This window comes from Ornithinibacillus bavariensis, from assembly GCF_018333235.1.
GTDB lineage: Bacteria > Bacillota > Bacilli > Bacillales > Amphibacillaceae > Ornithinibacillus > Ornithinibacillus bavariensis.
In genome coordinates, this window is record NZ_BORP01000005.1 from 206,215 (window position 1) to 230,640 (window position 24,426).

25 protein-coding genes are annotated in these 24,426 nt (G+C 34.1%); 7 read left to right on the plus strand and 18 right to left on the minus strand.

Going from position 1 to position 24,426, the window contains the following annotated elements; all coding sequences use genetic code 11:
* Position 1 precedes the first annotated feature (1 nt).
* Positions 2-1,225: an amidohydrolase gene (locus tag KI338_RS13275; RefSeq protein WP_212921489.1), complete on the minus strand. Its 1,224-nt coding sequence runs from the start codon at positions 1,223-1,225 to the stop codon at positions 2-4.
* Positions 1,222-2,469 carry an amidohydrolase gene (locus tag KI338_RS13280; protein WP_212921490.1) on the minus strand — a complete coding sequence of 416 codons (1,248 nt, stop codon included), beginning with the start codon at positions 2,467-2,469 and terminating at the stop codon, positions 1,222-1,224. The genes KI338_RS13275 and KI338_RS13280 overlap by 4 nt, the downstream gene beginning before the upstream one ends.
* 253 nt (positions 2,470-2,722) lie before the next feature.
* Between KI338_RS13280 and KI338_RS13285 the strand changes: the two genes are divergently transcribed.
* Positions 2,723-3,598: a LysR family transcriptional regulator gene (locus KI338_RS13285; protein ID WP_212921594.1), complete on the plus strand. Its 876-nt coding sequence runs from the start codon at positions 2,723-2,725 to the stop codon at positions 3,596-3,598.
* A gap of 208 nt (positions 3,599-3,806) precedes the next feature.
* Here KI338_RS13285 and KI338_RS13290 read toward each other — a convergent pair whose 3' ends face one another.
* The 4 genes from KI338_RS13290 to KI338_RS13305 all read right to left on the minus strand — a co-directional run bounded on the left by KI338_RS13290 (position 3,807) and on the right by KI338_RS13305 (position 7,179).
* Positions 3,807-4,499: an ABC transporter permease gene (locus KI338_RS13290; protein WP_212921595.1), complete on the minus strand. Its 693-nt coding sequence runs from the start codon at positions 4,497-4,499 to the stop codon at positions 3,807-3,809.
* A gap of 13 nt (positions 4,500-4,512) precedes the next feature.
* The gene (locus tag KI338_RS13295; protein WP_212921491.1) at positions 4,513-5,451 is read right to left on the minus strand and encodes an ABC transporter ATP-binding protein; all 939 of its coding nucleotides are present in this window, start codon (positions 5,449-5,451) and stop codon (positions 4,513-4,515) included.
* Positions 5,452-5,544: 93 nt separating this feature from the next.
* Complete coding sequence (locus tag KI338_RS13300; RefSeq protein WP_212921492.1) at positions 5,545-6,480, minus strand: sensor histidine kinase; 936 nt, start codon at positions 6,478-6,480, stop codon at positions 5,545-5,547.
* Positions 6,481-7,179: a response regulator transcription factor gene (locus tag KI338_RS13305; RefSeq protein ID WP_212921493.1), complete on the minus strand. Its 699-nt coding sequence runs from the start codon at positions 7,177-7,179 to the stop codon at positions 6,481-6,483.
* 436 nt (positions 7,180-7,615) lie between these two features.
* Here KI338_RS13305 and KI338_RS13310 point away from each other — a divergent pair, with 436 nt between their 5' ends.
* Positions 7,616-8,539 carry a S66 peptidase family protein gene (locus KI338_RS13310; protein WP_212921494.1) on the plus strand — a complete coding sequence of 308 codons (924 nt, stop codon included), beginning with the start codon at positions 7,616-7,618 and terminating at the stop codon, positions 8,537-8,539.
* A 193-nt stretch (positions 8,540-8,732) separates the two neighbouring features.
* On the opposite strand, the gene KI338_RS13315 is transcribed toward KI338_RS13310, so the two are convergent.
* Positions 8,733-10,841: a multicopper oxidase family protein gene (locus tag KI338_RS13315; protein WP_212921495.1), complete on the minus strand. Its 2,109-nt coding sequence runs from the start codon at positions 10,839-10,841 to the stop codon at positions 8,733-8,735.
* Positions 10,842-10,984: 143 nt separating this feature from the next.
* On the opposite strand from KI338_RS13315, the gene KI338_RS13320 reads away from it, so the two are divergent.
* Together KI338_RS13320 and KI338_RS13325 are read left to right on the plus strand one after the other, a co-directional pair.
* Positions 10,985-11,659: a response regulator gene (locus tag KI338_RS13320; RefSeq protein WP_280530755.1), complete on the plus strand. Its 675-nt coding sequence runs from the start codon at positions 10,985-10,987 to the stop codon at positions 11,657-11,659.
* A 142-nt stretch (positions 11,660-11,801) separates the two neighbouring features.
* Complete coding sequence (locus KI338_RS13325) at positions 11,802-12,956, plus strand: sensor histidine kinase (protein WP_212921496.1); 1,155 nt, start codon at positions 11,802-11,804, stop codon at positions 12,954-12,956.
* Positions 12,957-13,078: 122 nt separating this feature from the next.
* Here KI338_RS13325 and KI338_RS13330 read toward each other — a convergent pair whose 3' ends face one another.
* The 5 genes from KI338_RS13330 to KI338_RS13350 all read right to left on the minus strand — a co-directional run bounded on the left by KI338_RS13330 (position 13,079) and on the right by KI338_RS13350 (position 18,397).
* Entirely contained in the window at positions 13,079-14,473 is a 1,395-nt protein-coding gene (locus KI338_RS13330; protein ID WP_212921497.1) for a sensor histidine kinase, read from the minus strand.
* A gap of 3 nt (positions 14,474-14,476) precedes the next feature.
* The gene (locus KI338_RS13335; protein WP_212921498.1) at positions 14,477-15,187 is read right to left on the minus strand and encodes a response regulator transcription factor; all 711 of its coding nucleotides are present in this window, start codon (positions 15,185-15,187) and stop codon (positions 14,477-14,479) included.
* A 148-nt stretch (positions 15,188-15,335) separates the two neighbouring features.
* Positions 15,336-15,695: a YxeA family protein gene (locus KI338_RS13340; RefSeq protein ID WP_212921499.1), complete on the minus strand. Its 360-nt coding sequence runs from the start codon at positions 15,693-15,695 to the stop codon at positions 15,336-15,338.
* A 21-nt stretch (positions 15,696-15,716) separates the two neighbouring features.
* Positions 15,717-17,642, minus strand: coding sequence for an FtsX-like permease family protein (locus KI338_RS13345; protein ID WP_212921500.1), 1,926 nt, complete (start codon positions 17,640-17,642; stop codon positions 15,717-15,719).
* Positions 17,639-18,397: an ABC transporter ATP-binding protein gene (locus KI338_RS13350; RefSeq protein WP_212921501.1), complete on the minus strand. Its 759-nt coding sequence runs from the start codon at positions 18,395-18,397 to the stop codon at positions 17,639-17,641. Before KI338_RS13350 ends, KI338_RS13345 begins: the two co-directional genes overlap by 4 nt.
* 279 nt (positions 18,398-18,676) lie before the next feature.
* Here KI338_RS13350 and KI338_RS13355 point away from each other — a divergent pair, with 279 nt between their 5' ends.
* From KI338_RS13355 to KI338_RS13365, 3 genes are read left to right on the plus strand one after another with little or no spacing between them, the layout of a single operon-like run.
* On the plus strand, positions 18,677-19,030 hold the full coding sequence (locus tag KI338_RS13355) for a DMT family transporter (RefSeq protein WP_212921502.1): 354 nt from the start codon (positions 18,677-18,679) through the stop codon (positions 19,028-19,030).
* A 1-nt stretch (position 19,031) separates the two neighbouring features.
* On the plus strand, positions 19,032-19,346 hold the full coding sequence (locus tag KI338_RS13360) for a DMT family transporter (protein WP_212921503.1): 315 nt from the start codon (positions 19,032-19,034) through the stop codon (positions 19,344-19,346).
* A gap of 32 nt (positions 19,347-19,378) precedes the next feature.
* Positions 19,379-19,963: a TetR/AcrR family transcriptional regulator gene (locus tag KI338_RS13365; protein WP_212921504.1), complete on the plus strand. Its 585-nt coding sequence runs from the start codon at positions 19,379-19,381 to the stop codon at positions 19,961-19,963.
* A gap of 74 nt (positions 19,964-20,037) precedes the next feature.
* Here KI338_RS13365 and KI338_RS13370 read toward each other — a convergent pair whose 3' ends face one another.
* From KI338_RS13370 to KI338_RS13395, 6 genes are all read right to left on the minus strand, one after another.
* Positions 20,038-21,183: a VanZ family protein gene (locus KI338_RS13370; RefSeq protein WP_212921505.1), complete on the minus strand. Its 1,146-nt coding sequence runs from the start codon at positions 21,181-21,183 to the stop codon at positions 20,038-20,040.
* 673 nt (positions 21,184-21,856) lie between these two features.
* On the minus strand, positions 21,857-21,922 hold the full coding sequence (locus KI338_RS17935; RefSeq protein WP_212921597.1) for a GMP synthase (glutamine-hydrolyzing): 66 nt from the start codon (positions 21,920-21,922) through the stop codon (positions 21,857-21,859).
* 286 nt (positions 21,923-22,208) lie between these two features.
* The gene (locus KI338_RS13380; RefSeq protein ID WP_212921506.1) at positions 22,209-22,871 is read right to left on the minus strand and encodes a zf-HC2 domain-containing protein; all 663 of its coding nucleotides are present in this window, start codon (positions 22,869-22,871) and stop codon (positions 22,209-22,211) included.
* Positions 22,872-22,875: 4 nt separating this feature from the next.
* Entirely contained in the window at positions 22,876-23,358 is a 483-nt protein-coding gene (locus KI338_RS13385) for an RNA polymerase sigma factor (RefSeq protein WP_212921507.1), read from the minus strand.
* 190 nt (positions 23,359-23,548) lie between these two features.
* Entirely contained in the window at positions 23,549-23,710 is a 162-nt protein-coding gene (locus KI338_RS13390; protein WP_212921508.1) for a hypothetical protein, read from the minus strand.
* 398 nt (positions 23,711-24,108) lie between these two features.
* A complete protein-coding gene (locus tag KI338_RS13395; RefSeq protein WP_212921509.1) occupies positions 24,109-24,411 on the minus strand; it encodes a hypothetical protein in 303 nt (100 codons plus the stop codon).
* Between the last annotated feature and the right edge of the window lie 15 nt (positions 24,412-24,426).

The window sequence follows — 24,426 nt, forward strand, 5'->3', positions numbered from 1 at the left end:
CCTAATGTGTGGATTTGTATATTTTCCCTTTATGCATCAATAGTCTGTTTTTTGGTAGTCTAGCCACTGCTTCTGCACTACAACTAGCATCAACAAACACAAAACTTGCTTCCGCCCCAATCTTTGGCCAAACTTGTTCTCCTTCTCTATTTAGTGGGGTCAACTCTTGCGTGATTAAACTGAGACTCTGACGTAATGAACGTTCATCTGATTTTCCTGTATAGTCGCAAAAGTTATGTACCTTTTCCAAAATATCGCCAGAAAAATAAGGACTCCAAGAATCATAAAAGCCATCACAACCCAAGCCAACTTTTACACCTGCTGTTTTCAATAGATCAATAGGGATTAGCTGATGGTTGATAGAAATTGGGATGGTAGACATAATTTCCACATTAGAATCGCTTAGCTTTTTCGCAAATTGCTTTTGAAAATGAGGTGACAACTTACTTAAACCAAATGCATGACTAAATGTAGTCTTCCCCATATATTTTTGTTCCTTCACCATATCTAGCCATTTATCCATCGTATAGAAACCTACTTGCCCTTTATCATGTAAATGCATATCAACATCTACAGCATACTCCTTGGCTATATCCATGGTGATTTGTAATGATTTTTCGACATCCTTATCAATACCTGCTGGATCAAGTGCTCCCAAAATTGTCGCACCAGATTCCAATGCTTGTCTTAACAAATCAGGCATTTCTCCATGGGCCAATAAACCATGCTGAGGAAACGCAACAATTTCATAGGTTAAATATTGCTCATAGGCTTCCAGTGCTTTTTTCACACCTTCTAAATTTTTCAATTTGATAAAGGGATCGATATTAACATGTGTTCGAATATGATTCACACCGTTATTCAAGTGTAATTCAATCATGGCAGCTGCTCTTTGTGTTACTGTTTCTGAAAGCTCTTCTAATTCAGCTGCTTCAATAGCCAATCTCTCAGACAAACTATTTACAGGACGACAAGCCTTCCACCCTAATGAAAGATACGTTTTATCCAAGTGATTATGCATATCCTTGAATGCAGGAAGTGCTAGTTTTCCTTCCATATCAATTATATCTATATCCGGTACATTCTCAGTTGCAGGTATAATTGTTTGAATTATTCCTTCTTTTGCAACATGAATATGGAACAAATCGGATCTTGTCTGGATGCTACCATCTTCGTGCATTGTTTCACCCGTCTCCAGTCGAACATTAGAAAGCCATATGCTCATCGATATTCCCCCTTTAGCTCTATCTCTTCTTCATGAATAATTCTTCCCTTTGAAATCACTGTCGAAATAGGGCATTGTCTGGCAACTAGATGTGCAGAGCTCACTGCATCCACAAGTAGCCCGTTAGCCGTATCTCCTATTTTTGGCCACTGTCTTTCACCAGCGTCATTTAATGGTGTTAAACCACCAGTAGCATATTTCAAGGACTGTCCAATATGCCATTCATCAATGTAGCCAAAACGTTGGATAAACTGATTTAATTTTTGAACCGTGTCACCACTTCCAAATGGAGACCAGTGATCAACAAGGCTATCATGTCCAATAGAAACCTTCACACCGTTATCATACAAATACTTCACAGGAATTGTAATTGGGCCTGGGCCAATAGGAACTGTTGTCGTCACGCTAATGTTATTCGTAGCCATTTGTTTTACTAGCCTGTCTAATGATTTTTGAGGTAAGTCTGCCAGTGCAAATGCGTGACTTAGGGTAACTTCCTTTTTAAAAGAACGTTGTTCAATTTCATGACTAATTTGTTGAATTTCAAATTCCCCTAATGTGTTTTGTTCATGTAAATGAATATCAATTCCGACATCATATTTTTCAGCTAATTGAAACGTTGTTTTTAAAACTTCTCCGCTATTTCGATCAACTAAAGCAGGATCTACCCCTCCGATATGTGTAGCACCCATTTGTAATGCTTTTTCAAGGATTGTTAAGAATACCTGGCCATTGCGTAATAAACCATGTTGTGGGAATGCAACGATCTCATACGTGATTTGATTGCGATAGCTTTCCAAAACACGCTTGGCAATTTCCATATGTTTAGTCTCAATTTGTGGATCAACATTCACATGTGTACGAATATGCGTATGGCCCTTTTTTATATAATGCTGGACCATGGCATGTGCCCTTTCTTCGGCTACCTCCAATTGCTTTGGTAGTAATATCGCTTCTTCTTTTAAACGAGAAAATATCCCTTCAGTAGTTGGCGTTGGCGCTTTCCACTCACCACTGAAGTATGTTTTATCAATATGTGTATGCATTTCCTTGAACGATGGAACAAGGAGCTGCTTTTTGGCATCTACTACTTCTACATTGCTTGCTTCAATCGTTGGGGCTATTTCAATAAATTTTCCATTCTCAATCAATACATCAAATATTTTTGTTTTTGTAGCTATTACAAACGTTTTATCATACAAATATCCTGTTTCCAAACGCACATTCTTTAATAATAATGTCAAAAAAATACTCTCCTTTTATAATTTTCTTCTAAACTTTAATAGACAAATTTAAACTGTCTATTTTCCTTAAAGTCTGGAGTCCTGCTACATGCGGTAAGCATAACTACTAGAAAAATCTAAAAATTCCTTCTATCCCTTTAATAGCCCGCATCTTGTCTATAAATATGGTATCATGAGGATAATTATATGAAAAATATTAATAAAGTTATCTTTACTTACTTTTTCCATATATGAAATAGAGAGGAAACTAATGATGGATATAAGACAACTACGCTATTTTATTGCTATTGTAGAAGAACGGAAAATTTCTGCTGCTGCTAAAAGGTTGCATATGTCCCAACCACCATTAAGCCAGCAATTAAAAGCCATGGAAGAAGAACTTGGTTCTAAGTTAGTCGAGAGAAGTGGTAAACTTCTAGAGGTGACGGAGGCGGGAAAGGCTCTATATAAAAATGCGCTACAAATAACTCAATTGATGGAAGAAACGAAAACAGAGGTAAAGGAAGTCGGGAAAGGTGTAAATGGAAGACTTACGATTGGAGTAAACACATTTTCGGTAAGCGGGTTGCCTCGTGCACTTAAACAATTTAAAAAAAAATTTCCAAAGGTAACGTATAAAATTCAACAAAATGAATCCTCCTATCTTTGTCAATTAGTCAGGGAACGAATTGTGGAGCTTGCAATTATTCGCTTACCATTAGATTTGGACGATTTTTCTGTACTCCACCTCTGTAACGAGCCTTTTTATTTCATCACATCGAAGGAGCATACCTCTTTTGATCGAGATGTATCGCTTGCTGAAATTGAACATTATCCACTCCTGTTCCCAAGTACGGAGGGATTAGGTGTGCATTACTTAATTTTAGAAGCATTTTCCCGATTTAAACTACAACCTAATATTGTTGGGGAGTGTTCTGATATCAGTCTTTTGATGGATCTAGTTACATCTGACTTCGCTACATCTATAGTTCCTGAAACGCTACTTAAACGATATACTGGATACCCCATAAATGCTTATCGAATATCAAACACAACCGAACTGAGCGGATCAGTTGGATTAATATGGCTTAAAGATCATAGCTTGTCCAAGGCTGCCGAGAATTTTATAGAAATGATACAAAAGGTATAGAGGATACTCTGCTAACATATAAATCTGTGTGTGTTAAACTATTGTCACACGACATAAAAATAGATCTCCTCTCGTTTTTTAGAGTCGGTTTGACGGCCATCTCTATTCTACGATTGGAGATCCTTTTGTTACATCGATTATAGACTTGTTTTCACACAGGCAAAGCCTGTTATTTTACAAGAATAAGTTTCAAATGAACACTGTTTCCTCAAATAATATCTATTTTTTCTATTCTTCTAATAGATAGAAAAGCAATTAAAATACCAATGATAGCTAATGTTAACGGGATATAAACGATTGAAGCTATAGAAAAGACCGGATTATGAGAACTAATTAATGCAACGATGACAATCGACGAAATAATTGTAGCCGGTACAGAATAGTTCCGCATTCCAAAATATAAACTAATTAAACTAGTTCCTGCTGCTGCAAAAGCAAATGTAATGATTGAAATAATTTGTTGGACTACCATTTTCAATGAAAGAGGATCTGAGATGATTTGAAAATATGGATTCAATGCGATAAATGAACCAAGTACGAAAAGGTTAGAAATAATAATCGTAATAAAGGTTAAGGTGCCGATAATAAGTAATTTTATACCAAGTAACTTCTTTCGATTGATTGGATACGTAAACAATACCGTAATTGTTTTATTTTTAAACTCCTCGATAACTAACTTGGCAATTAAGACTGCCGCAAAAATTATAAACGTTGCTCTTACAAATGCGCCGATAATAATAAAAACTTCGTCGTAGTCGCGAAAAACAACATTGCCTTCCAACTTTTCAATGAAACTAATGACAAAAAGGACCGAAAGGATAAGGATATTTGCAATAATTGTTCCGTTTACATACCAACCTATTTTTAATTTTTTCAATTCCAATTTCATTAGCGTAAACATATCTACACCACCTTTATTCATGTTTAACTACCTGATTCTGATTTTCTTTTTCCACTAATCCCATAAAATATTCTTCTAAGGACGTGACTTTTTTACTCATTGACTCCATTTCGATGTCGTTTAGTATCAATGTTTTTGAAATTTCCTTTTGTGACACATTTTGATCGAAAATACGGATAATTTTCTGATCGACCACTTTAAAATTTTGCAAATACAGTCTATGTTCGAGGACAAAGCAAGCACTTGTAATGTCTGGCGTTATTAATTCGATATATTCTGCATTTCTTTCTCTCATTGCTTCCATAGATACCTCTTCAATTAACTTTCCTTTATTAATTACTCCGACCGTATCTGCCATTTGTTCCATTTCAGCTAGGATGTGACTAGAGATTATCATTGTGATGTTATATTCCTTAGCGAGTAATTTGAACAAATTTCTTATTTCACGAATCCCCACCGGATCTAGTCCATTTATTGGTTCGTCGAGAATTAATAGTTCAGGTCTTGTAATAATGGCTCTTGCAATACCTAAGCGTTGCTTCATCCCTAGTGAAAAGTTTTCTACTGGTTTATTGACAATATTTATTAAATGAACCATTTCTAATACTTCATTAATCGCTTTTTTATTATGATAGCCCATATATTCACAGTGAAGCTCTAGGTTTTCCTTTGCTGTAAATTTCTCATAAAAAATCGGAAACTCAATCATACTTCCTATTCTTCCTAACACAGCGAACGACGAAGAAGGCGTTAATCGCTGACCAAAAATCTCAATTTCTCCAGCTGTAGGTTTTATTAAATTTGTCAGCATTTTCATTAGTGTTGTTTTTCCTGATCCATTCGGACCGAGTAACCCATAAATTTCGCCTTTTTTAACATTTATATTTACGTTTGATACGACTTCTTTCCCTTGAAAACATTTTGTAACGTTATGTGTCCTTATGATATGCACCGGATTTCCTTCCTTTCCTCAAGTTTGGCTATATATGTATTGTACTAAGCGGATGTTGTTTTTCTCTTTCTTAATTCTTACTTATTTCTTAAGTTAGTAGGTAATCCGTGGTAACGCAACCGTAAATACCGTTTTCTCATATGGAATACTCTGTACATGGATCGTCCCATTCATTTGTTCTAGTAGTCTTTTCGTAATTGTTAATCCTAACCCGCTTCCGTAAAAGGCTTTGTTTCTTGATTCTTCTAACGTGAACATTCTTTCAAAAACAAGATCTTGCTTCTGCTCCTCAATTCCTTTTCCTTTGTCCCATACCTCAATATAGACATGTTTTTCGTTAACAGATAGGGTTAAACCAAGTATATTTCCGTCACTGCCATATTGGATGGCATTTGACAATAGATTTTGTAAGACTCTGTCCAATGCTTCTTTATTTCCTAATACATGAATGGGGTCATCTGGTAATTGGAAATCTATCGTTAATCCGTTTAATTGGACAATGTCATAGAATGAAAGTAAATTATCCTTACAAATCTCATTGACATTTATTTTTGTAAGCGGAATTTCTTTATCACCTGATTCAAGTCTCGCTAAATCGAAAAAGGCATTCATAAAATCAATAATCTCTACGGTTTTACGATGAACTTGTAATAACAGCCTTTCTTGTTCGTTTTGTTTAATTGTTTCGTCCTTCTGAACCATTTCAATATAACCCAATACGACTGTTAACGGTGTTTTTAAATCGTGCGAGATATTGGTTAGCATTCTTTTCATGGAATGTCTTGATTGATTGTACTTTGCGATTTCCTGTTGATGTTTATCAAGCAATTTATTTATGTTTATGAGCAATGCTTGTAATTTTTTATCATCGGTCATTAACAGCAATCGTTCCATCGTCTCTCGTTCTAAAATTTGTTCAAGCTTCTCAGCTAAATAATCAAGATGGGTATCTCTATTTTTCCTTTGAATATACTGGATTAAATTTAAAGCAATTAAACTAAAGATAAAGCACAGTAAAATAACTATCATTTAGAATTCACCTAACCTATAACCAATACCCCATAATGTTTCTATATATTTTGGTTTCCCTGGGTCATCTTCTATTTTTTCTCTTAATCTACTCATATGGACGTTAATCACATTTTCATCTCCATAATATTCTTCTTTCCAAACCAAACGGTAAATTTGTTCTTTCGTAAATACTTTTGTAGGATACTGAACAAACAACTTTAATATTTCCCATTCTTTATTTGTTAGTTTGATAGACTTTTCATTTTTGTAAATCTGAAAATTATCTATATCTATCCTAAGCTCATGGATTTGAATAATCTGTTGCTCTCTTTTTTCTTTCTGATGGGAATACTCAGTTGCTCTTCTAATGGAAGCCTTCACCCTTGCAAGTAATTCAATCACAGAAAATGGCTTTGCAAGATAATCATCTGCGCCAAAACCCAGACCTAACGCTTTATCTACATCACTGTCTTTTGCAGATATAATAAGCACTGGAACAAGACTTTGGTCTCTCATCTGCTTCAAACAGTCCATACCGCTCTGTTTCGGTAACATTAAGTCTAGTAAGACCAAATCAAATGATTGTTGTTCAAATAAATCCATCGCCTCTTTTCCATCTGATGCATGGACAACACAGAATCCCTCTTTAGATAACAAGCTTGTAACCATCTCAGAAATTGCTGGATCATCTTCTATTAACAATATTTTGTCTTGCATCTGTAAATCCTCCATTACTGTTTATATTTAAATCATATTCTAGCATTAACACGGTGGACATTGTGGCTTATTTTTTTAGTTTTAGTGAAAAAAAGTGCACTATGATGAGGAAAATTGGAAGAATATAGATCTTGGCATCTATGATAATTGGCTACCAACAGTCAGGATACATTTCCTTCTTTTTATTACTTCTTGGTTACAGAAGTAGCCTCGTTCATTGCTTATCCCAAGCTTTTTCCTTTAAAATTATGTGTTTTGTTTTCCTCGCCATATAGTTGAACAAGTAACTACACTTTTATTACATACCTTTTTTCGCACTATACATTAATTGTTTATGCATTTAATTCGTAGTTATCTTGAATATGACATATTTCAATTCACTTTATAATACCCTTTATTATCAATAAGTTTTAATTGTGGAGAGGGAGTGGAAAATATGGCAATAAGACCCCCATTGTTACAAAGAGGAGATACAATTGGATTAGTTACACTTGGCAGCCCTCTTGATGCGAATACTATTAATACAGGCGTACAATTCTTGAGAAATATAGGCTTTAATATCGTTTTTGGCAGACAAGTTTATTCCTATGATGGCATTGTATCGGCATCACCTCAACAAAGAGCAGAGGATTTAATGAATATGTTCAGAGATCCGAGTGTTAAAATGATACTTGCTACACGTGGAGGGACTGGGGTTCAGACTATTCTACCCTATCTGAATTTCGATGTCATAAGACAGAATCCTAAAATTATTTCTGGTTTTAGTGACATTACAGTTTTACTAAATAGTTTATATCAATTTAGTAATTTAATTACTTTCCATAGTTTAATGCTTATTGACTTTAGAACTGAAACACCTCCTTATAACTTCAATCAATTTTTTGAAGCAACATCGACGTTGAATTCCCCTAGGATAATTCAAAATCCACCAAATCTAGACCTGAGGGGTTTAGTACCAGGAAATGTAACAGGCCCAATAGTAGGTGGAAATATGACATCGTTAGTAAATGCACTCGGTACACCATATGAGATTAATACAAACGGAAAAATACTTTTTTTAGAGGAAACCCACTCTCCAACTACAATGGTTTTCAGGTATTTAACGCAATTATTAATGTCAGGTAAATTTCAAGACTGTCTTGGTATTATCATGGGTGAATGTACGAATTGCTTTGTATCTTATCGTACAACTTATGAAGATTTAATTAATGCTTTATTAGTTCCCTTAGGAAAACCACTGGCAATCAACCTTGCTACTGGTCATGGCTATTATAAAGCTGCTATTCCAATAGGTGCTACTGTAAATCTAAATTCAACAGAAAATACATTGACCGTAATTGAACCAACCGTTTCTTTGTGATTCTGAAGTTTGTACTCACACAGGCATATTCTGTGGTTTTAATAAGAAAATCCTGCATATAAACACAGGATTTTCAAGGGCCTTTATCTGAATTAATATTATCTCTATAAAGATACCAACAATAAGGCATATGATATAAAATTGTCCTCAACTATTTAATCATTCTTTATTCAAAGTCTTTCGATTTCATCTTTTACTCCGGTGTATTTCCTGATTTTGTTCCCATTTCATAGGAAGACATAACATTATCATACATTAGATGTAGCATCATCCCCGCAGCTGCATGAGGCAGATTGTGACAATGATCCATCCAGATGCCAGGATTATCTGCAACAAAAGCCACCTCATAGGATTCACCTTCTCGTACATTAAGCGTATCTGTTACCCAAGGGGTTTCTACCTTTTTTCCATTTTTCTTTAAAACAGTCATGTGATGTCCATGAAGATGCATGGGATGTTCGGCAAAACTTCTATTTACAAACGTTGTTTTAATTTTTTCTCCTTCTCTTACAATGAAGGTAGGCGTTTTTGGGAATACCTCACCGTTAATGGTCCATAAGAAATTTGGTAACCCGTTATAAAAACCCATTTCATTTGAAAATATCATGAGAAATTCCCGATCAAATTGTTTTGTTTTTGTTAAATCATTTTTCAATTCTTCCCCATATTGTTCAGGACTAAACTCTTCTTGCTCCTCTTTGAATACTACTTTTCCTGTATCGGAATTTTTATTAAAAATTATACTAGGTGACTGGTCGTCATTGTAATCTCCTATTTTAAATAAAACGGGATCGCTTGGCATTGTAAAAATGACATCATATCTTCCGCCTGCAGCAACCCGGAGTGCGGTTTTATCCGATATTTGGCCAGGATTCTTAATTGGAACACCGTCAATGCTGAATAGTTTATAATCAACTCCTTGTAGTAAGAATTTTCTCGATAGATTATCCGAATTAATAATTCGTAATCTTACTCTCTTCCCCGGTTCTATTTGCTTTAATTGACTTTCATCAAATAAACTAAAGGACATTGTCTTATCCTGATCTGTTTGCCATACATGATTGATCACAGTTATATCCTCATCTACAGGTTCGGTTTCATTTTTCGGGTCAACAATTAGGTATCCAAATAGGCCTTTTTGTACTTGTTCGGAGGATTGCTGATGAGAATGAAACCAATATGTGCCGACTTGGTTTGCTCGAAACTTATAGGTGAAAGACTCTCCTGGTTTAACAATATCTTGAGTCATTCCTGGTACACCATCCATCGCATTTGGCACATTATAACCATGCCAATGAATCGTAACTCCACTTTCAATGTCTTTGTTTTCCAATTTAATTTCTATCATTTCTCCTTCTTTTACACGAAGCTGTGGAGCGATTGTTCCGTTATAGACCCAAGCTTTTACTTTTTTTCCTGACTGGAGTGTGAATTCCTTTTGTTCTGCTACTAAAACAAACTTTCTATCTGCCGGTTCGGATATATCACCTGTTAAATCTTTTACTTCTACCATTTCTGATTGATCGTGGTGGCCGGAATGAGCTCCCTGATTTGAATGCATGGTAGGTGTACCGCCACCTTCATCAATCAGATGATGATTCATCATATCAGAGGATTCCGGAAGTTTCGATGTATTTACACCGATTAAAACATTGAGTACTACAAAAAGAATACCGATGAATCCAAGAACCATTGCGGTTTTTAAAAACTTAATGAACCTTTTCCCTAACGGTAGCAACATCATTTGACCTTCCATAGCTAATTTATTTTTACGAATCGAAATATAGGTTGGGATAATAAGGATCAAAAGTAGACACACAGGTGCTTGAGCAATTTCATAAAGATTAGGCCTTATTGGCTGAGAAAATATATTACGATAAACGATGATCCCAGTTGATACCATCGCGGCATAAATAGGTACGACCATAAAAGGATTCGTCACTTTTACTAGGGTTTTATTATCTGTAATATCATCCTTTAATTCCTGTATCGACTTTAATCGAGGTAATGTGTACATAATCACAGCCACGTATCCAATTAAAGAGGTTGGAAGAATTGCTTTAATTACTCCTTCAACAAATAACCAACCATTCTCTAGAAACATGATCAATATGCATGCATACCAGAGAACTCCTGCGATAAGCGCAAGGAGGCACGCTACGAATAGATAGTTCTTTCTCCTTAGTAGTTGATTATTGCTTTCTGCATAAGAGAGATTCGTTACAATTACACTTGCAATACACCAAAAAACGAACATAATTACTGGAAGTATATAGCTTCCACCGAAAACAAATCCAAACATAACTCTACCCCTTTCAAGATTTTGTACCTTCATTTTAGCGAGCAAATGTTGCGAACTTGTGATGAAATATTAAAGGTTTTTTGATGGTTGTTAAAATTCTGTTTTAATCGTTATAATTGGATAAAAGGAAAGGTGAGGCCGTCTTGAAAAAAGTATTAGTGGTAGAGGACGAAACAAAACTTGCAATGATTATTCATGAATTTTTAAAGGATGAAGGTTATGAAGTAGAAGTTGCTGCGGATGGTCTGAGAGCCCTTCAACTGGCAGCCAAGATAAATCCCGATATTGTCCTTCTGGATTGGATGCTTCCAGAGTTGAGTGGAATTGAAGTTTGTCGGAAATTACGGGAAATGGGACAGTATGGGATTATCATGATTACCGCAAAAGCTGAAGAAACAGATAAGATTATTGGTTTGGGAGTAGGTGCCGATGACTATATGGTCAAGCCCTTTAGCTTAAGGGAAATGTCTGCAAGAATACAATCCCTATTACGACGAATGTCCCCTCTGGACACGACGTCAGATACGATACGCTCATTTGGCTCACTAGTTATATCGCCTGTTTCTCATCAGGTGCGGCTGGACGGAAAAGAAATTATGCTTACTCCTACCGAATATAAAATTCTGGAATTTTTATCAGCTTCCCCAAGCCAAGTATTTAGCCGTGAACAAATATTGCAGCATGTCTTTAATGACGAAGAAATTATGGATGTTAGGACCGTTGATGCCCATATTAGTAAATTAAGAAAAAAAGTTAATGGTTATATCCAAACCGTTTACGGGTTCGGTTATCGATTTGGTGTGAACGATGAACATTAGAACGAAGCTCATTCTTTCAATGACTAGTGTGGTCCTATTAATGGTAATTCTGTTCATTTTCTTAATACAAATTTTGTTTTTTATAAGTAGGGACATCTCTTATTTTGCTAACAAAGAAGAAATTGGTAAAGTGGAAGCCTTCATGGAAGATTTCTTTAAGCAAAACCATTCTTGGGAAGGCATTCAGAATGAGAAGCTTCCGACAGATATGCCGTTTGTCCTTATAGATCATGAACATAATGTTTTATGGAAATCAGGGGATATAATCGAACAAACTGTTATAAAAACAGCATTTCCATCTGCACTTAAAAATGGCTCTCAACAAATTGGAATGCTATACGTGATGACTCCAACCCAACAACAAATATACGTAGTAAAAAATACTTGGGGCCAATATATGTATGGAATCATCGCTATGGCTGCTTTGATAGGTTTGTTTTTCGCTATCATCTTAATTCTGTTGCTCTCCAGAACACTTACCAAACCTATTAATATCATTACAGAAAAAATAAGGAAATACGAAAAAGGGGATTCCACTATTAATTTTCAAATGAAACGACAAGATGAGTTCCAAAAAATAGGCGATGCATTGGAAAGCATGAAACAAAATATCCAAAATGCAGAGATAGCCCGTAAATCACTCGTTTCAGATGTTGCGCATGAATTAAAAACTCCCTTAATGATTATTCAAGGGGAAATAGAGTTATTGCATATCCAACAAAAAACAATATCAGACGAAAAGTATCAATCCATATTTAATGAGGTACAAAGGTTAACAGCCGTTATCAATGATATATTATACTTATCAAAATTTGATGCCAATCAAGTTGCAATAACCAAAGAAAAGGTAGATGTGGATGATGTTTTTGAACAACTTATGCAAAAGACACAATTCTTATTTAAAAAACATAATGCTGAACTCATTTTTAACAGGAACGATGTAAAATCAATTTGGGCTGATCAGGATAAGATCATACAAGTACTGATCAACCTCGTCACAAACGCACTAACGCACGGGCAAACGACATCAAAAGTAATTATCGAAACAACTATTAATCAAAACGAAACCATTATTTCTGTTACAGATAATGGAGTTGGACTAGCTTCTGAAGATATTCAGTTCATATTTGAGCGTTTTTACAGAGGAGATGAATCGCGCAGCCGCAAAACAGGCGGGACGGGAATCGGTCTATCAATAGTTAAGGCTTATATAGAGTTACATAAAGGAAAAATTGAAGCCAAGAGTCAATTAGGTAAAGGCGCTACATTTACAATTTATTTACCCAATTCCTTGTAGTAAGCTATTTCAATTCAAAAAATCCTTCCTCACTTGAAATGCATGAGGAAGGATTAATAGTTGGGTTTAAAATACGAAAGTAATTTTTAAAACTCAACAATGTTTCGTTTTACAAGGGGGCTTCAAAGTTTAATATCAATCGTCGTCCCGTGACCAATCTCACTGCTAACCGTAAGCTCTCCCTTATGTTCCTGAATGATATCTTTGGCGATGGCCATTCCTAGTCCAGAACCTCTATGTGCATCTCCAGTATTTGTTCCTCGGTAATAACGGTCAAAAATTTTGTCGAGTTCTTTTTTCTCTATCCCTTTTCCGTTATCCTTTATTCTGAGATGTGTACGTTCTTCTTTCTCTATTATCACATCTATTCGTACATTTTCATCATTATGAACAATTGCATTATAAATTAAATTATTGATGGCCCTTCGAAATAGAATTTCATCAATTTCTACAAGAATCTTCTCTTGCGTTACTTGAAATACGATATGACGATTAGAATATTTAGGATCATTTAATATATCAATCACAATATTTCTTAATAAATCAACAATATTAACCGTTTTTTTGTTTAAAAATAGTGCTTTATTTTTCAACCTTGTGGTTAAATTCAAATCTTCGATAACCTCTTTTATATATAATGACTTTTGTTCAATTATTCCGGCATACTCCCTTATTTCTCCTATAGAAAAGTCATAGTCTTGATCTTTAATTAATTCAGCATATCCTTGAATAGATGCTAGTGGTGTTTTTATATCATGAGAGATATTTCCAATCCAATCCTCTCTCATGATCTCTAATTTCTTTCTTTCCTTTTCATTGGCTGTTAGCTGATTAGATAGAAAGTTGACATTTTGAAAGACATCTTTATAAACCCCTTTTGGCACATAATTGACAGCGTAGTCCTTATTTGCCAATCGTTTAATCCCATTAATAAGTGCTTGTAAAGGCTGTGTTAGCCGTTTACTAAAAAAGTAGCCAATAAGCAAGGCGATGAAAATATCTATAATAAAAACAATGCCGCTAATCTTAACCACATGATTTATGGTTCGATTATCAATTGAAATGACATAGCGATTTAAAGCGGGGTTCTCTATCCCAATAAAATAACTGTAATCTTCTTTTCCACCAACAAAAACCGTTGTTTCTGCATTAACTTCCTTGTATTTATATGTTTGAACGATATCGGATGGCGTGTATTTTTCCTTAACTCCCATAGGCGTTCTATAGCTATAAATTACCTTACCATTTTCATCTAAAACCTGGATCCATGCATTTTCTTCATCCAATGCTTTTTTTCCCGCTTCTGTAATAGTCACATGATCATTTACTATATTAATCTTATCTTGGAATTGTCTTGTAAAAAGTTCGGGAGATGTTTCGTTTCCTTGAAATATTGGTATGTTAAAAATTGCCTGGGCAGATATTAAAGCAAGCATAGTAAAAATATTTATGAAAACAACGAGTGTTACAACTAAGACGATGGAAAGTATATATCTTCCGGTAAGCTTCCACTTCACGACCTACTCATCCTCTACTGTGAATTTATAGCCCAAGCCTTTTACAGTAATTAAAAATTTAGGGTGAGAGGGATCTACTTCGATTTTTTCTCTTAGCCGTCGTATATGAACCATTACCGTATTATCAGAGCCAAAATAATCCTCACCCCAGACGGTATCATAAAGCCGTTCTTTACTAATCACCTTATTCTTATTTTGGAGGAAGTACTTCATTAGTCCAAGTTCCTTTGGCTTTAATTCAATGGTTTCCCCATTTTTTATTAATTCTGCTTTTTGCTCATTTAATTTAAAGGGACCAGCTTTTATAATCGAATCCGTTATTACATCCGCCTGCATATAATCTGCCCTTCGCAACTGTGCTTTTACACGATAAGCAACCTCCTTAGGACTAAATGGCTTTGTGATATAATCATCTCCTCCAATGGCAAAGCCCAAAATTTTATCAATTTCGTCTGTTTTCGCTGATAAAAATAAGATCGGCACATTCGAGATATTTCTTATTTTTTTACATACATCGTACCCTTCACCATCTGGCAACATAATGTCTAACAAAACAAGATCTGGCCGTGTTCGTTGGAATTCAGAAAAACCTTCTTTCGCAGTGGTAGACGTCACTACATGATCTATTCCTTCTTTTATTAGAACCGTTTTAATAAGTCTTAAAATATCTTCCTCATCATCGATAATTAAAACGGTTTTGTTACTTAGTGACATTCATAAATACCTCCATACCGTCATAGCCTTTTCTTTATTATAAAGGAAATTAAAGTATCTTATCAAAAAGGCAGACGGAAAAGCGTTTAATACTTCCCTATCTGCCAAAAGAGAATCCTTTTAAACAAGGATTCTCCTCTCATTATTGCTATTTCAACTTTTCAGCCACTTTTTCAGGTAATTCCTTAGCAGTCACTTCCTGATAAGATGTAACACCTTTTCCATCTTTTACAAAAAGAAGTAAAAACGCATTTTCACGAAGCTGTTTGTTAGCAGTAAATGTTAATGTTTTTTGCTCGCCGTCTTTATTATAAGCTGGTAATTCATATTCATAATTTATATAAATCGTTCCATCACTCATTTTTTCCTCCATTTTATTTCCTTTCCCATTTATTTGTGTGTAATATTCATCCGCACCAAACCGATTAAGATTTACATTTTGCATAAAAAATGCACCAGCAACTATAATCACTACGATTATTCCTATTACGATCATTGATTTTTTCATTTAAATACTCCTCACTCTATTTTATTTTGTTACAATTTTGTAGTAGGTACGTACTGTTAAAAAGTAATAGATCACATAAATTAGCATATATATGCCTATACATATGAATACAGGGATCAACAGATTTGTTTGCATTAGCCTTGATAAGGCAGTTAAAGCTACTGCTGAATGTGCTATACCTACGAATAGCGGTAAGGCAAAGATAAAGAATACTTGTTTCGCAATTGATTTTCTTACTTCCCTTTTATTCACACCGATTTTGTGTAAAATGTTATATCGACCCTTATCGGAATTTGCTTCTGTCAACTGTTTAAAGTAAATAATGCTCCCTGTTGCAGCAAGGAATACTAGTCCTAAGAAGGCACCGATAAAGATGATTAGCCCTGATGTCTCCATTCCAAGAGAGTAATCATTATAAAAGCTAGAAAAACTTGCATCATCCGGTAAAATAGATTCGATTACCTCATTTATTTCTTTAGCATTATTTTCATTTGTAATTTTGTATGCTTCCATGTTTACAAGGGCTGTTTCTTTCTCCAGCTTGGAAAATAAATCATCACCGATTACCACAGTAATATTTGCTGTCTTGGTATTAAGAACGTTATATTTCAGCAATTTTTTAAATGTAATGTCTTCCGCTATGCTATCTACATGCAAGGAAAGGCTAGAACCGACATATTCCGGTGATAAACCTTCATAATAGCCTGCATCTAGTATAGCTGCATGATTACCTTCCAGTGAGAGACGATCCTTTCTTCCTTGCAATCCTGCCATTTCATTGAAGGTTTTCGTAGAGATGAATGTATATTCCTGTATGCTTTCCCCCATCAGGTTATTTAAACTAGATGTATCCACCCTTATTTGCATTGTCGGAATCGTTTTATGGTAGATGATCTGATGCTTTTCTTCTTGTAAAATCTTATCATTTACCTTATTCGCTAAATGTTCATCCTGCTGAATAAACATGATACTATTTGGATTTGCCAATTCGGCATTGCCCTTATTGTTATAATACAAACTATAAGATGCCCCGACGGCCGTTAATGTTGTAGCACTAAGAATGGAAATGATGGTTAATGTTCGTGCATTTCCTTTTATACGATATAGAAGTTGGGAAGTACTTATTATATTAATTCCTTTCCAAAATCTTCTTTTGTTCTTTTTTGTAAGCTTCAATAGATAGACAATTAACGTATTAAATAACAAATAGGTACCTAGAATAACAGATAAGATGATAACGAGTGGTGTCACCATGATACCGATTTTTCTCCAAGCTTCTGACTCTAATATATTTTGCAGAGCAAGCCAATAACCAATTCCAATAAAGATAAGAGCTAAAACCGCAATGAAAAAAGAAGCTTTTGGCTCTTTTTCTCCTTCTTTATCTGCTTGAAATAAATCAATCAGCTTAAACCTAAAAATTAATCGATATCCGTAAATCGAGGTAATGGCGATAATGAGAATGAATATAATAATGGTATTTATAATTGCATTCGTTGAAATGGCAAAGGTTGCAATGACATCATAGCCCATCACCTTCATTAAAATGGTTACGAAGAATTTTGATAAAACAGATCCAAGTAAAACACCTATAAAAAGGGCGATAATTCCCATCAAAAAGTTTTCATAAAATAGCAATCTGCCTATTTGCTTTTTTCGTACACCTAGTAATGAATAAAGTCCGATTTCTTTTTTTCGTTTCCTTGTAAAGAAGGAGTTTGAATACCAGATAAAAATTGCTACAAAGATAATAAGGACAACCGATGCAGCATTAAATACGGAGCTAATTTTTTGTGACGACTCCGTTGCAGCAGTGATTGCTTCATCATATTTTAAAGAAACGAATGTAAAATAAATCACAATACTAAATATCATTGAAGCAACGTATAAAAAATAATTGGTAAAGTTTTTCCTAATATTTTTCCTAGCAATTCGGAATAGCGTCATATATTCCCACCTCCAAGTGAAGCGAGAACATCTAATATTTTTTGATAAAATTCTTGACGTGTTTGTTGCAATTTATGAATTTCCACATCAATCATACCGTCTTTAATAAATAATATTCGTTTACAAAAGCTTGCAGCATAAGCATCATGAGTAACCATCATGATGGTGGAGTGATTCTGTTCGTTCAACATCGATAAGCTTTCAAGTAAGCTTGTTGCGGATTTGGAATCTAATGCACCTGTTGGTTCGTCCGCCAATATTAAGCTTGGGTTAGTAATAATCGCTCTAGAAGCTGCTGTTCGCTGTTTTTGACCACCTGATATGTGATATGGGTATTTATCAAGTATTTCATTAATTCCAAATGTCCTCGCGATTTTTTCAACACGTTTTTTAATCTCACTAGTTGGTACTTTTGATAATGCAAGTGGAAGTAATATATTTTCTTTAACTGTTAACGTATCGAGAAGATTATAATCTTGAAAAATAAAGCCTAATTGATTACGTCGGAAGTCGGCTAGTTGTTTTTCTTTCATGCCGATAATTTGTTGACCATTGATAATAATATCCCCCGCTGATGGGGTGTCTATGGTAGATAAAACATTTAACAATGTTGATTTCCCAGCACCCGAAGGTCCCATAATTCCGATAAATTCTCCTTCTTTAATCTCCAAATCTATATCTTCTAATGCCTTATAAACATTTCCTTTTGCACCAAATACCTTTTGCACATTTTTTGCTTGTAAAATTGTTTTCATTGATTAATCCTCCTTGTAACTACAAAGATGATTATAGGACCTAAACCTTACACCATATTAATTTAAACCTTAAATAAACCTTAAAAAATAACAGCAAACCGGTTGAAAATTTAACTTTTCACTTGCAAAATCAGCTTAACTATCATAAAATCTAATGTACGTTAGTTAGATTTTATGATAGTTGTTTCTTAAAGATCGTCACACTTATTATAAAAACGAAGCTTTAAAATTTTTACAAAATCTAACGACCATTAGTTATAATTAAAAGGAGAGATTATCATGGCATGGGTGTATTTAATTATTGGTGGAATTCTTGAAGTAGGTTGGGCGCTTGGTCTAGGCTTTTCAGAAGGGTTTACAAGAATAGAAGTCGTTATTCCGACAGTTATATTATTAGTCCTTAGTTGGTGGTTTTTCGCAAAAACGTTAAAAGTACTTCCCGTTTCTACGGCTTATGCAGTATTTACTGGTTTGGGTGCTTTTGGTACTGCTATAGTTGGCATGACACTTTTGGGAGATCCTGTGAGTCTAGCTAAGATTTTATTAGTTGTTCTATTAATTAGCTGTATTATCGGACTAAAATTAGTCTCAGATGAACCTAAAGAAGAGAAAAATGCAGGGGGTAATGTATAATATGTATTGGTTATGTTTAATATTAGCTGGATTATTTGAAGTTGGAGGTATTATTAATCTGAAGTTAACGGAAGGATTTACAAAATTAAAGCCTACCATCTTTTTTATATTATCTTTGTGTTTAAGTTTTTTCTTTCTTTCCGTCTCATTAATCGAAATACCTATTAGTATCGGTTATGGTATATGGACTGGAGTAGGTGCGTCAGGAAGTGTTTTACTTGGGATGTTTTTGTTTAAAGAACCAAAGAATGCGAAGAAGCTTATTTTAGTTGCAGGGATCATTTTTAGTATAGTAAGCTTAAAATTGATATCCTAATGAACGTGAACAAAACGAGGTGAAAAGCGGAGTTGAAAAAGGGTGAAATAACGAAAAGAAAAATACTAGAACAAGGTTTAAAGCTGTTTTCCTCGTATGGTTACGAGGAAACAGCACTGAAAGATATAGCAGAAAATGTAAACATTAAAACCCCTTCGATTTATGCTTATTTTGAAAGTAAGCAAGATCTTTTTGAACAAATAGTAAGTTTTGTTATTGAAGATTATTTAGAGTTTATCGAACAACAATCCTATGTTGTAGAAAATTTTCCAATAGAAAAAAAATTATATCATGTTTTAGTTGAACTGAATAAATACTATTATATGAATGATAAAGGTTCTTTTCTCAAAAGGTATGGGATTTACCCTCCAGAAAATTTTAAAGAACTTATAACAGCCAAAAATAACAAAGTAGAAGAAGGAATTCGAGATCTTGTATTTTCTATCTTAAGGAGCAATAAAGAGAATGAGTTTATCGACGAAGAGACAATCGTTACTTCTTTTACTACTATATTAGACGGAATGCTTTTCCATATGATGAGTTCCCCTTATGAAGAATACGAACGTAGATTAAATATGATCTGGTCTGTATTTTGGAAGGGTATTCGTGCCTTTTGAAATAAAGATATCGCAGATGCTTTACCCAAACAAAACAGCAAACCCTGATATAGGATTTGCTGTTTTTTATTTTTTTATTTTTTCCTTGGTACTAAATCCGCTACATAGTCAAAGTAAAAGTTCCGTTTTCCTCTTTTAATTAGGATGACCGCAGTATGGATAAATAGTACAGCCCACATGATGACGAGAAATCCAAATATAGCCATAGTCGTCCATACATGATAAGGATAAAGAATTGAATTCATATCTAACTCAATACTATCAAATATATTTAGGATCCATGATGTTGCCAAAGGTAAATAGAGCGCAATAGACCTTTTCAGCAAGGACTGCCATGGAGGTGCTCCTCCATCAACATGTATCAGTTTAAAACGTAGTATATTTGTTCCAATTGTTTTTCCATCCCAAATAAGTGGAACTACAAGGAAAAGAATGAAGAAGCAAATCGTCTTATAAACAATTTCCGCGAATTCACTACTTGTAAAAAGTCCAAATGTAAGGCTCCAACTAATCTTAATTAAAAAATAATCAATAATCACAGCCAATAATTGCGACAACGGAGGAACTAATGAACTTTCCTTTAATTTATTTGCCTTAGCAATGAGTTTGTCTCGAGAGGGAAACAAAGCAAGGATAACGGGAGCAATGATGAATCCAAATAAGGCACCAGTACTATTTAGTATAAGATCATCCACATCAAAAATACGATATGGGCAATTATAAATTCCGTAAATACCTGTTATTTGTGTTGTTTCGAAAAATAGAGATAATGCAAACCCCAAACCAAGTGCTCTCTTCCAATATCGTCTTTGTTGGAAAAAATACCTTAAATAAACGCCAAGAGGCAGCAATAATATAAAATTGAATGCCGCTTGTAAAAATGCACTTTGCGTTAGTAATCTAACATAGGTGGATGGCTGTGACCAAACAACGGAACTGCTAGTAATAATATCCCGGACAAAACTAAACGGGACAAGCGTATAATGCACCGTATCAGGTGGTTGCATCGCACAAGTATTTCGAGTTTCAGGAAGAGGCAGAAGAACTAAAAATAAAGCCGATAACATATAAAAAATAAAAGAATAAGCAACTATTGAAGCCCAAAGACTCAAATAACCATATTTTCTATAGCTATAAATCAGCCAAGGGATAAAAAGAAAAAAGCTCAATAGACAAAAAATAATAACTGCAATATTTATTGGTAAAAGATATACAGACATTTTGCACCTCGATAGTAGAAAGATAATCAGTAATATACATATTACCCTAATGTTTATTTTCTTACTATACCCTTTAGTAAATTTCGAAAACCATTAATCAATTCTATTCGTAGTTCCGTTTCAATGCAAGGCAAGTGAGTTGAATAATGAACTATAAATCGAAAAATGGCACAAAGACAAGCAGAATATATCGCCGAAAAAATTATTTTGATAACGAACAAAAAGCAATATCTTTCATGAATGAAATAGATAAACATTATGAAAATGATGTGTTACGAGAAAAAAAGGTATGTTGTCATTGACGATAGTGATAGAACCGTTTAAGAACTATAGTAATCTATTTCAAACGGCAATGATGTAAATGCAAAAGGTTTAATAGATGATGGAAACTACTTTTCAGCAGGGAAACCCTATTGTTCGGAGCTGGCTTAGCCATTAATCCAGTAGCTTCTCCTTTTGGGTTCATAAATATGCCATTCCAGTTGTGATATCTCCAGCAACCGTCATATTGCAGAAGAGACATAGAAAAAGGCTGCTCATATATAGGAGCAGTCTTTTTGTACATATATATCTTTGGTAGTTAACCATTCATCATTCGTTCTTCCCTACTATTTAGCACACCACTTTTTTAACCCAAAAGGCCCTCTATCCAATTTCTAATGCTCTTAGTGAATTACTTCCACTCAATCGTTGCAAGTGGCTTACTTGTAATGTCATACACGACTCTGCTCAACCTCATTCACAAGTTGTGTCGAACATTTACCGAATGCCTGCTTGAAAATGTGTGTGGTTTCTGAATCCACCTACACTATAGGCAAACAATATCCTTAAATTTATTCCTAAGCAAAAATGGAATAAGAGAAAAGATACTTCATAACAAGCCATAACGAGCTATTTGAGAGTCTGTGGACAGATGTATTCATTTTTCGTAATCCAATTTCCGTAAACCGCTCCAAAACAAAAAAGCGTTCCTGCTTATTACAGAAACGCACCGATTGCGGTATTACTTCTATCTCATTTTCAAATCATTCAGCATCGTTACTTTTATCGTATAAATCTTTTAGGGATATTACATCGGTTTTATCTTTATATTGTATAGTTAGCTTATCTTCATCCGTTAGTTTCTTTTTCTTACCATTGTATAGTAATAATGTGTTTTCATCTGCAAATGTGAAGGTAGTGCCACTCCCATCTTTTAAGAGTTTTGCTGGAGTAGAAAAATCACCCCTTTTTTCATATACAAATATAGTATCTGTATATCCGTCATCTGTTTTCGCATCTGTTAATATTATATAATGATTGTCTTTTTTTGCTTTGAATGAGAGTGTAACCATCGTGTCGTAGTTCTGAATGCTTGTTTCAACATTACTGGAACTTGCAAGCCACATATTTACAAACACGAAGTAATAAGCAGTTACCAGAATAAGAAAAATTGATAGTAGTGATGCTACAATAATTAAAGTCCTTTTTCTATTTTTGGAGCGTACTTTTTTGAAGTAATCAATGTTCCTTTTCTCTTTCTTTCTTTCATCTTCATCGTCCAAAAGTAAATCCTCTTTCATTTTGTTTAAATAACTTCGACATTCTTCACATTGATTTATGTGTTTTTCTATTTGTTTGTTTGTTTCTTCACTTGTTAATTTATCAATATAAGCGGGAGCTAAATCCTTAAATACGCTATGTTCCATAACCTTACTCACCCTTTCCTAGTTCTAGTTTTGCTCTATAAAAAGTTACCCTTGCCCAGTTTTCTGACCTCCCAAAAATTGAACCAATTTCCTTGAACGATAAGTCACCCAACAATCTTAAATAAAGTATTTCCCGTTTATTTCCACTGAGTTGATGAGCCTTTTTAAAAAACATAACTTTATCTTCATTTTTTATATAATCATCCTCTAAGTCATAAGATGTTGGATATTCATTTTTTAATGAATCTTTCAATTGCTGTTTCTTACTTTTTTGATTCAATTCTTGTAGCCAAACGTTTTTAGCGATTGAACAAAGCCACGTAGAAAACTTGGCTTTACCATTATTATGAAAGTTATTAATGGATTTAATAGCTTGATAAAATGTCTCTTGGGTCAATTCCTCTGCTAAATCAAGATTGTTTGTTAAAGTTAACAAGTATTTAAAAATAAATTCGCCATATTCTTGATATATATTGTCCTTATCCACTGTCTCCCTCCCTTTTCCGTTTGACTATTCACCTATGTATCACAAAATTATTGATTTTGTTACAACATTTTTAAATTTTCTTCATGTAAAAATTTTGAATTAAAAAATCTGCATCTTTATAACAGATGCAGATATCCACTTATTCAAGTAAATGCTAGTTTGTTGATCAAAATCAACAATAACTTCTATTCTATATTTTATCATAAATACATTTAGCCTTCTTCAATATTCCTACCATACAGTTTACAATGACCCGCTTTTCTTCCGCTAATTGTTGCAGATGTTGGATATACCTTTTGATATGGATTGCTTTTATATCTTCTACTTCCTCAATAGAAAATTCTGTTTGCATAAATTCATTCCATCGTTTAAGTCACCAGGAACAAATTAAAATATACTTCGGCTTCCTTTCTTTAATTTGTTGATTTAGTTTAAAATCATCTACTAAATCGGTAATTTTAATCATAAAAAAAGACCCTCCTTTTACCACAAATAATGTGAATAAAAGAGAGTCTCATTTTGAAATACAATTGTTGCAGGTGAATAACTATTCTACCCACACACAAAACATTTAAACCATTGATATAACTGCTTTTTCAGCACTTTTAATCATTCGAATTTAATTGTCTTACTCCCACTCTATAATAACTTATACTCTTACAAAGCCTGTTATGAGTGGTTTTTATTAATACAATCATTATGTTGGTGGGGAAAATGGTGGGCATTCATTTATTATCTATCACTCGAAAACTAATGAATATAAGATATACTTTTCACTATATTTGTTATTCTGATAGTACAATTTCCAAATTCCCCTAATGGCTCTAACGTAAAAATGGCAGGTTTTCCGACTACTATAGAAAATTCCCCAATAATCATTAGTTCCTCGTTATCTTTACGAAATTTCTTCTCTCCACTGTCTGCTTGTGGGAATCTAATCAACGTTCTCTTATCCTTGCTAATCCTTACTTGATATATGCTATTCGATTCTGTTATAAAGCTATATAGACCTTCTGCCTTAGAAAAGGAATCTATTCGATGAATCAACGACATATATATCCTTCCTTT

What these genes read in the sequence shown, in the direction of transcription:
- KI338_RS13275 (WP_212921489.1), bottom strand. Translation starts at nt 1,225, where the DNA reads ATGAGCATATGGCTTTCTAATGTTCGACTGGAGACGGGTGAAACAATG.
- KI338_RS13285 (WP_212921594.1), top strand. Translation starts at nt 2,723, where the DNA reads ATGGATATAAGACAACTACGCTATTTTATTGCTATTGTAGAAGAACGG.
- KI338_RS13290 (WP_212921595.1), bottom strand. Translation starts at nt 4,499, where the DNA reads ATGTTTACGCTAATGAAATTGGAATTGAAAAAATTAAAAATAGGTTGG.
- KI338_RS13300 (WP_212921492.1), bottom strand. Translation starts at nt 6,480, where the DNA reads ATGATAGTTATTTTACTGTGCTTTATCTTTAGTTTAATTGCTTTAAAT.
- KI338_RS13305 (WP_212921493.1), bottom strand. Translation starts at nt 7,179, where the DNA reads ATGCAAGACAAAATATTGTTAATAGAAGATGATCCAGCAATTTCTGAG.
- KI338_RS13310 (WP_212921494.1), top strand. Translation starts at nt 7,616, where the DNA reads ATGGCAATAAGACCCCCATTGTTACAAAGAGGAGATACAATTGGATTA.
- KI338_RS13315 (WP_212921495.1), bottom strand. Translation starts at nt 10,841, where the DNA reads ATGTTTGGATTTGTTTTCGGTGGAAGCTATATACTTCCAGTAATTATG.
- KI338_RS13325 (WP_212921496.1), top strand. Translation starts at nt 11,802, where the DNA reads ATGGAAGATTTCTTTAAGCAAAACCATTCTTGGGAAGGCATTCAGAAT.
- KI338_RS13335 (WP_212921498.1), bottom strand. Translation starts at nt 15,187, where the DNA reads ATGTCACTAAGTAACAAAACCGTTTTAATTATCGATGATGAGGAAGAT.
- KI338_RS13340 (WP_212921499.1), bottom strand. Translation starts at nt 15,695, where the DNA reads ATGAAAAAATCAATGATCGTAATAGGAATAATCGTAGTGATTATAGTT.
- KI338_RS13345 (WP_212921500.1), bottom strand. Translation starts at nt 17,642, where the DNA reads ATGACGCTATTCCGAATTGCTAGGAAAAATATTAGGAAAAACTTTACC.
- KI338_RS13350 (WP_212921501.1), bottom strand. Translation starts at nt 18,397, where the DNA reads ATGAAAACAATTTTACAAGCAAAAAATGTGCAAAAGGTATTTGGTGCA.
- KI338_RS13355 (WP_212921502.1), top strand. Translation starts at nt 18,677, where the DNA reads ATGGCATGGGTGTATTTAATTATTGGTGGAATTCTTGAAGTAGGTTGG.
- KI338_RS13360 (WP_212921503.1), top strand. Translation starts at nt 19,032, where the DNA reads ATGTATTGGTTATGTTTAATATTAGCTGGATTATTTGAAGTTGGAGGT.
- KI338_RS13370 (WP_212921505.1), bottom strand. Translation starts at nt 21,183, where the DNA reads ATGTCTGTATATCTTTTACCAATAAATATTGCAGTTATTATTTTTTGT.
- KI338_RS13380 (WP_212921506.1), bottom strand. Translation starts at nt 22,871, where the DNA reads ATGGAACATAGCGTATTTAAGGATTTAGCTCCCGCTTATATTGATAAA.
- KI338_RS13390 (WP_212921508.1), bottom strand. Translation starts at nt 23,710, where the DNA reads ATGCAAACAGAATTTTCTATTGAGGAAGTAGAAGATATAAAAGCAATC.
- KI338_RS13395 (WP_212921509.1), bottom strand. Translation starts at nt 24,411, where the DNA reads ATGTCGTTGATTCATCGAATAGATTCCTTTTCTAAGGCAGAAGGTCTA.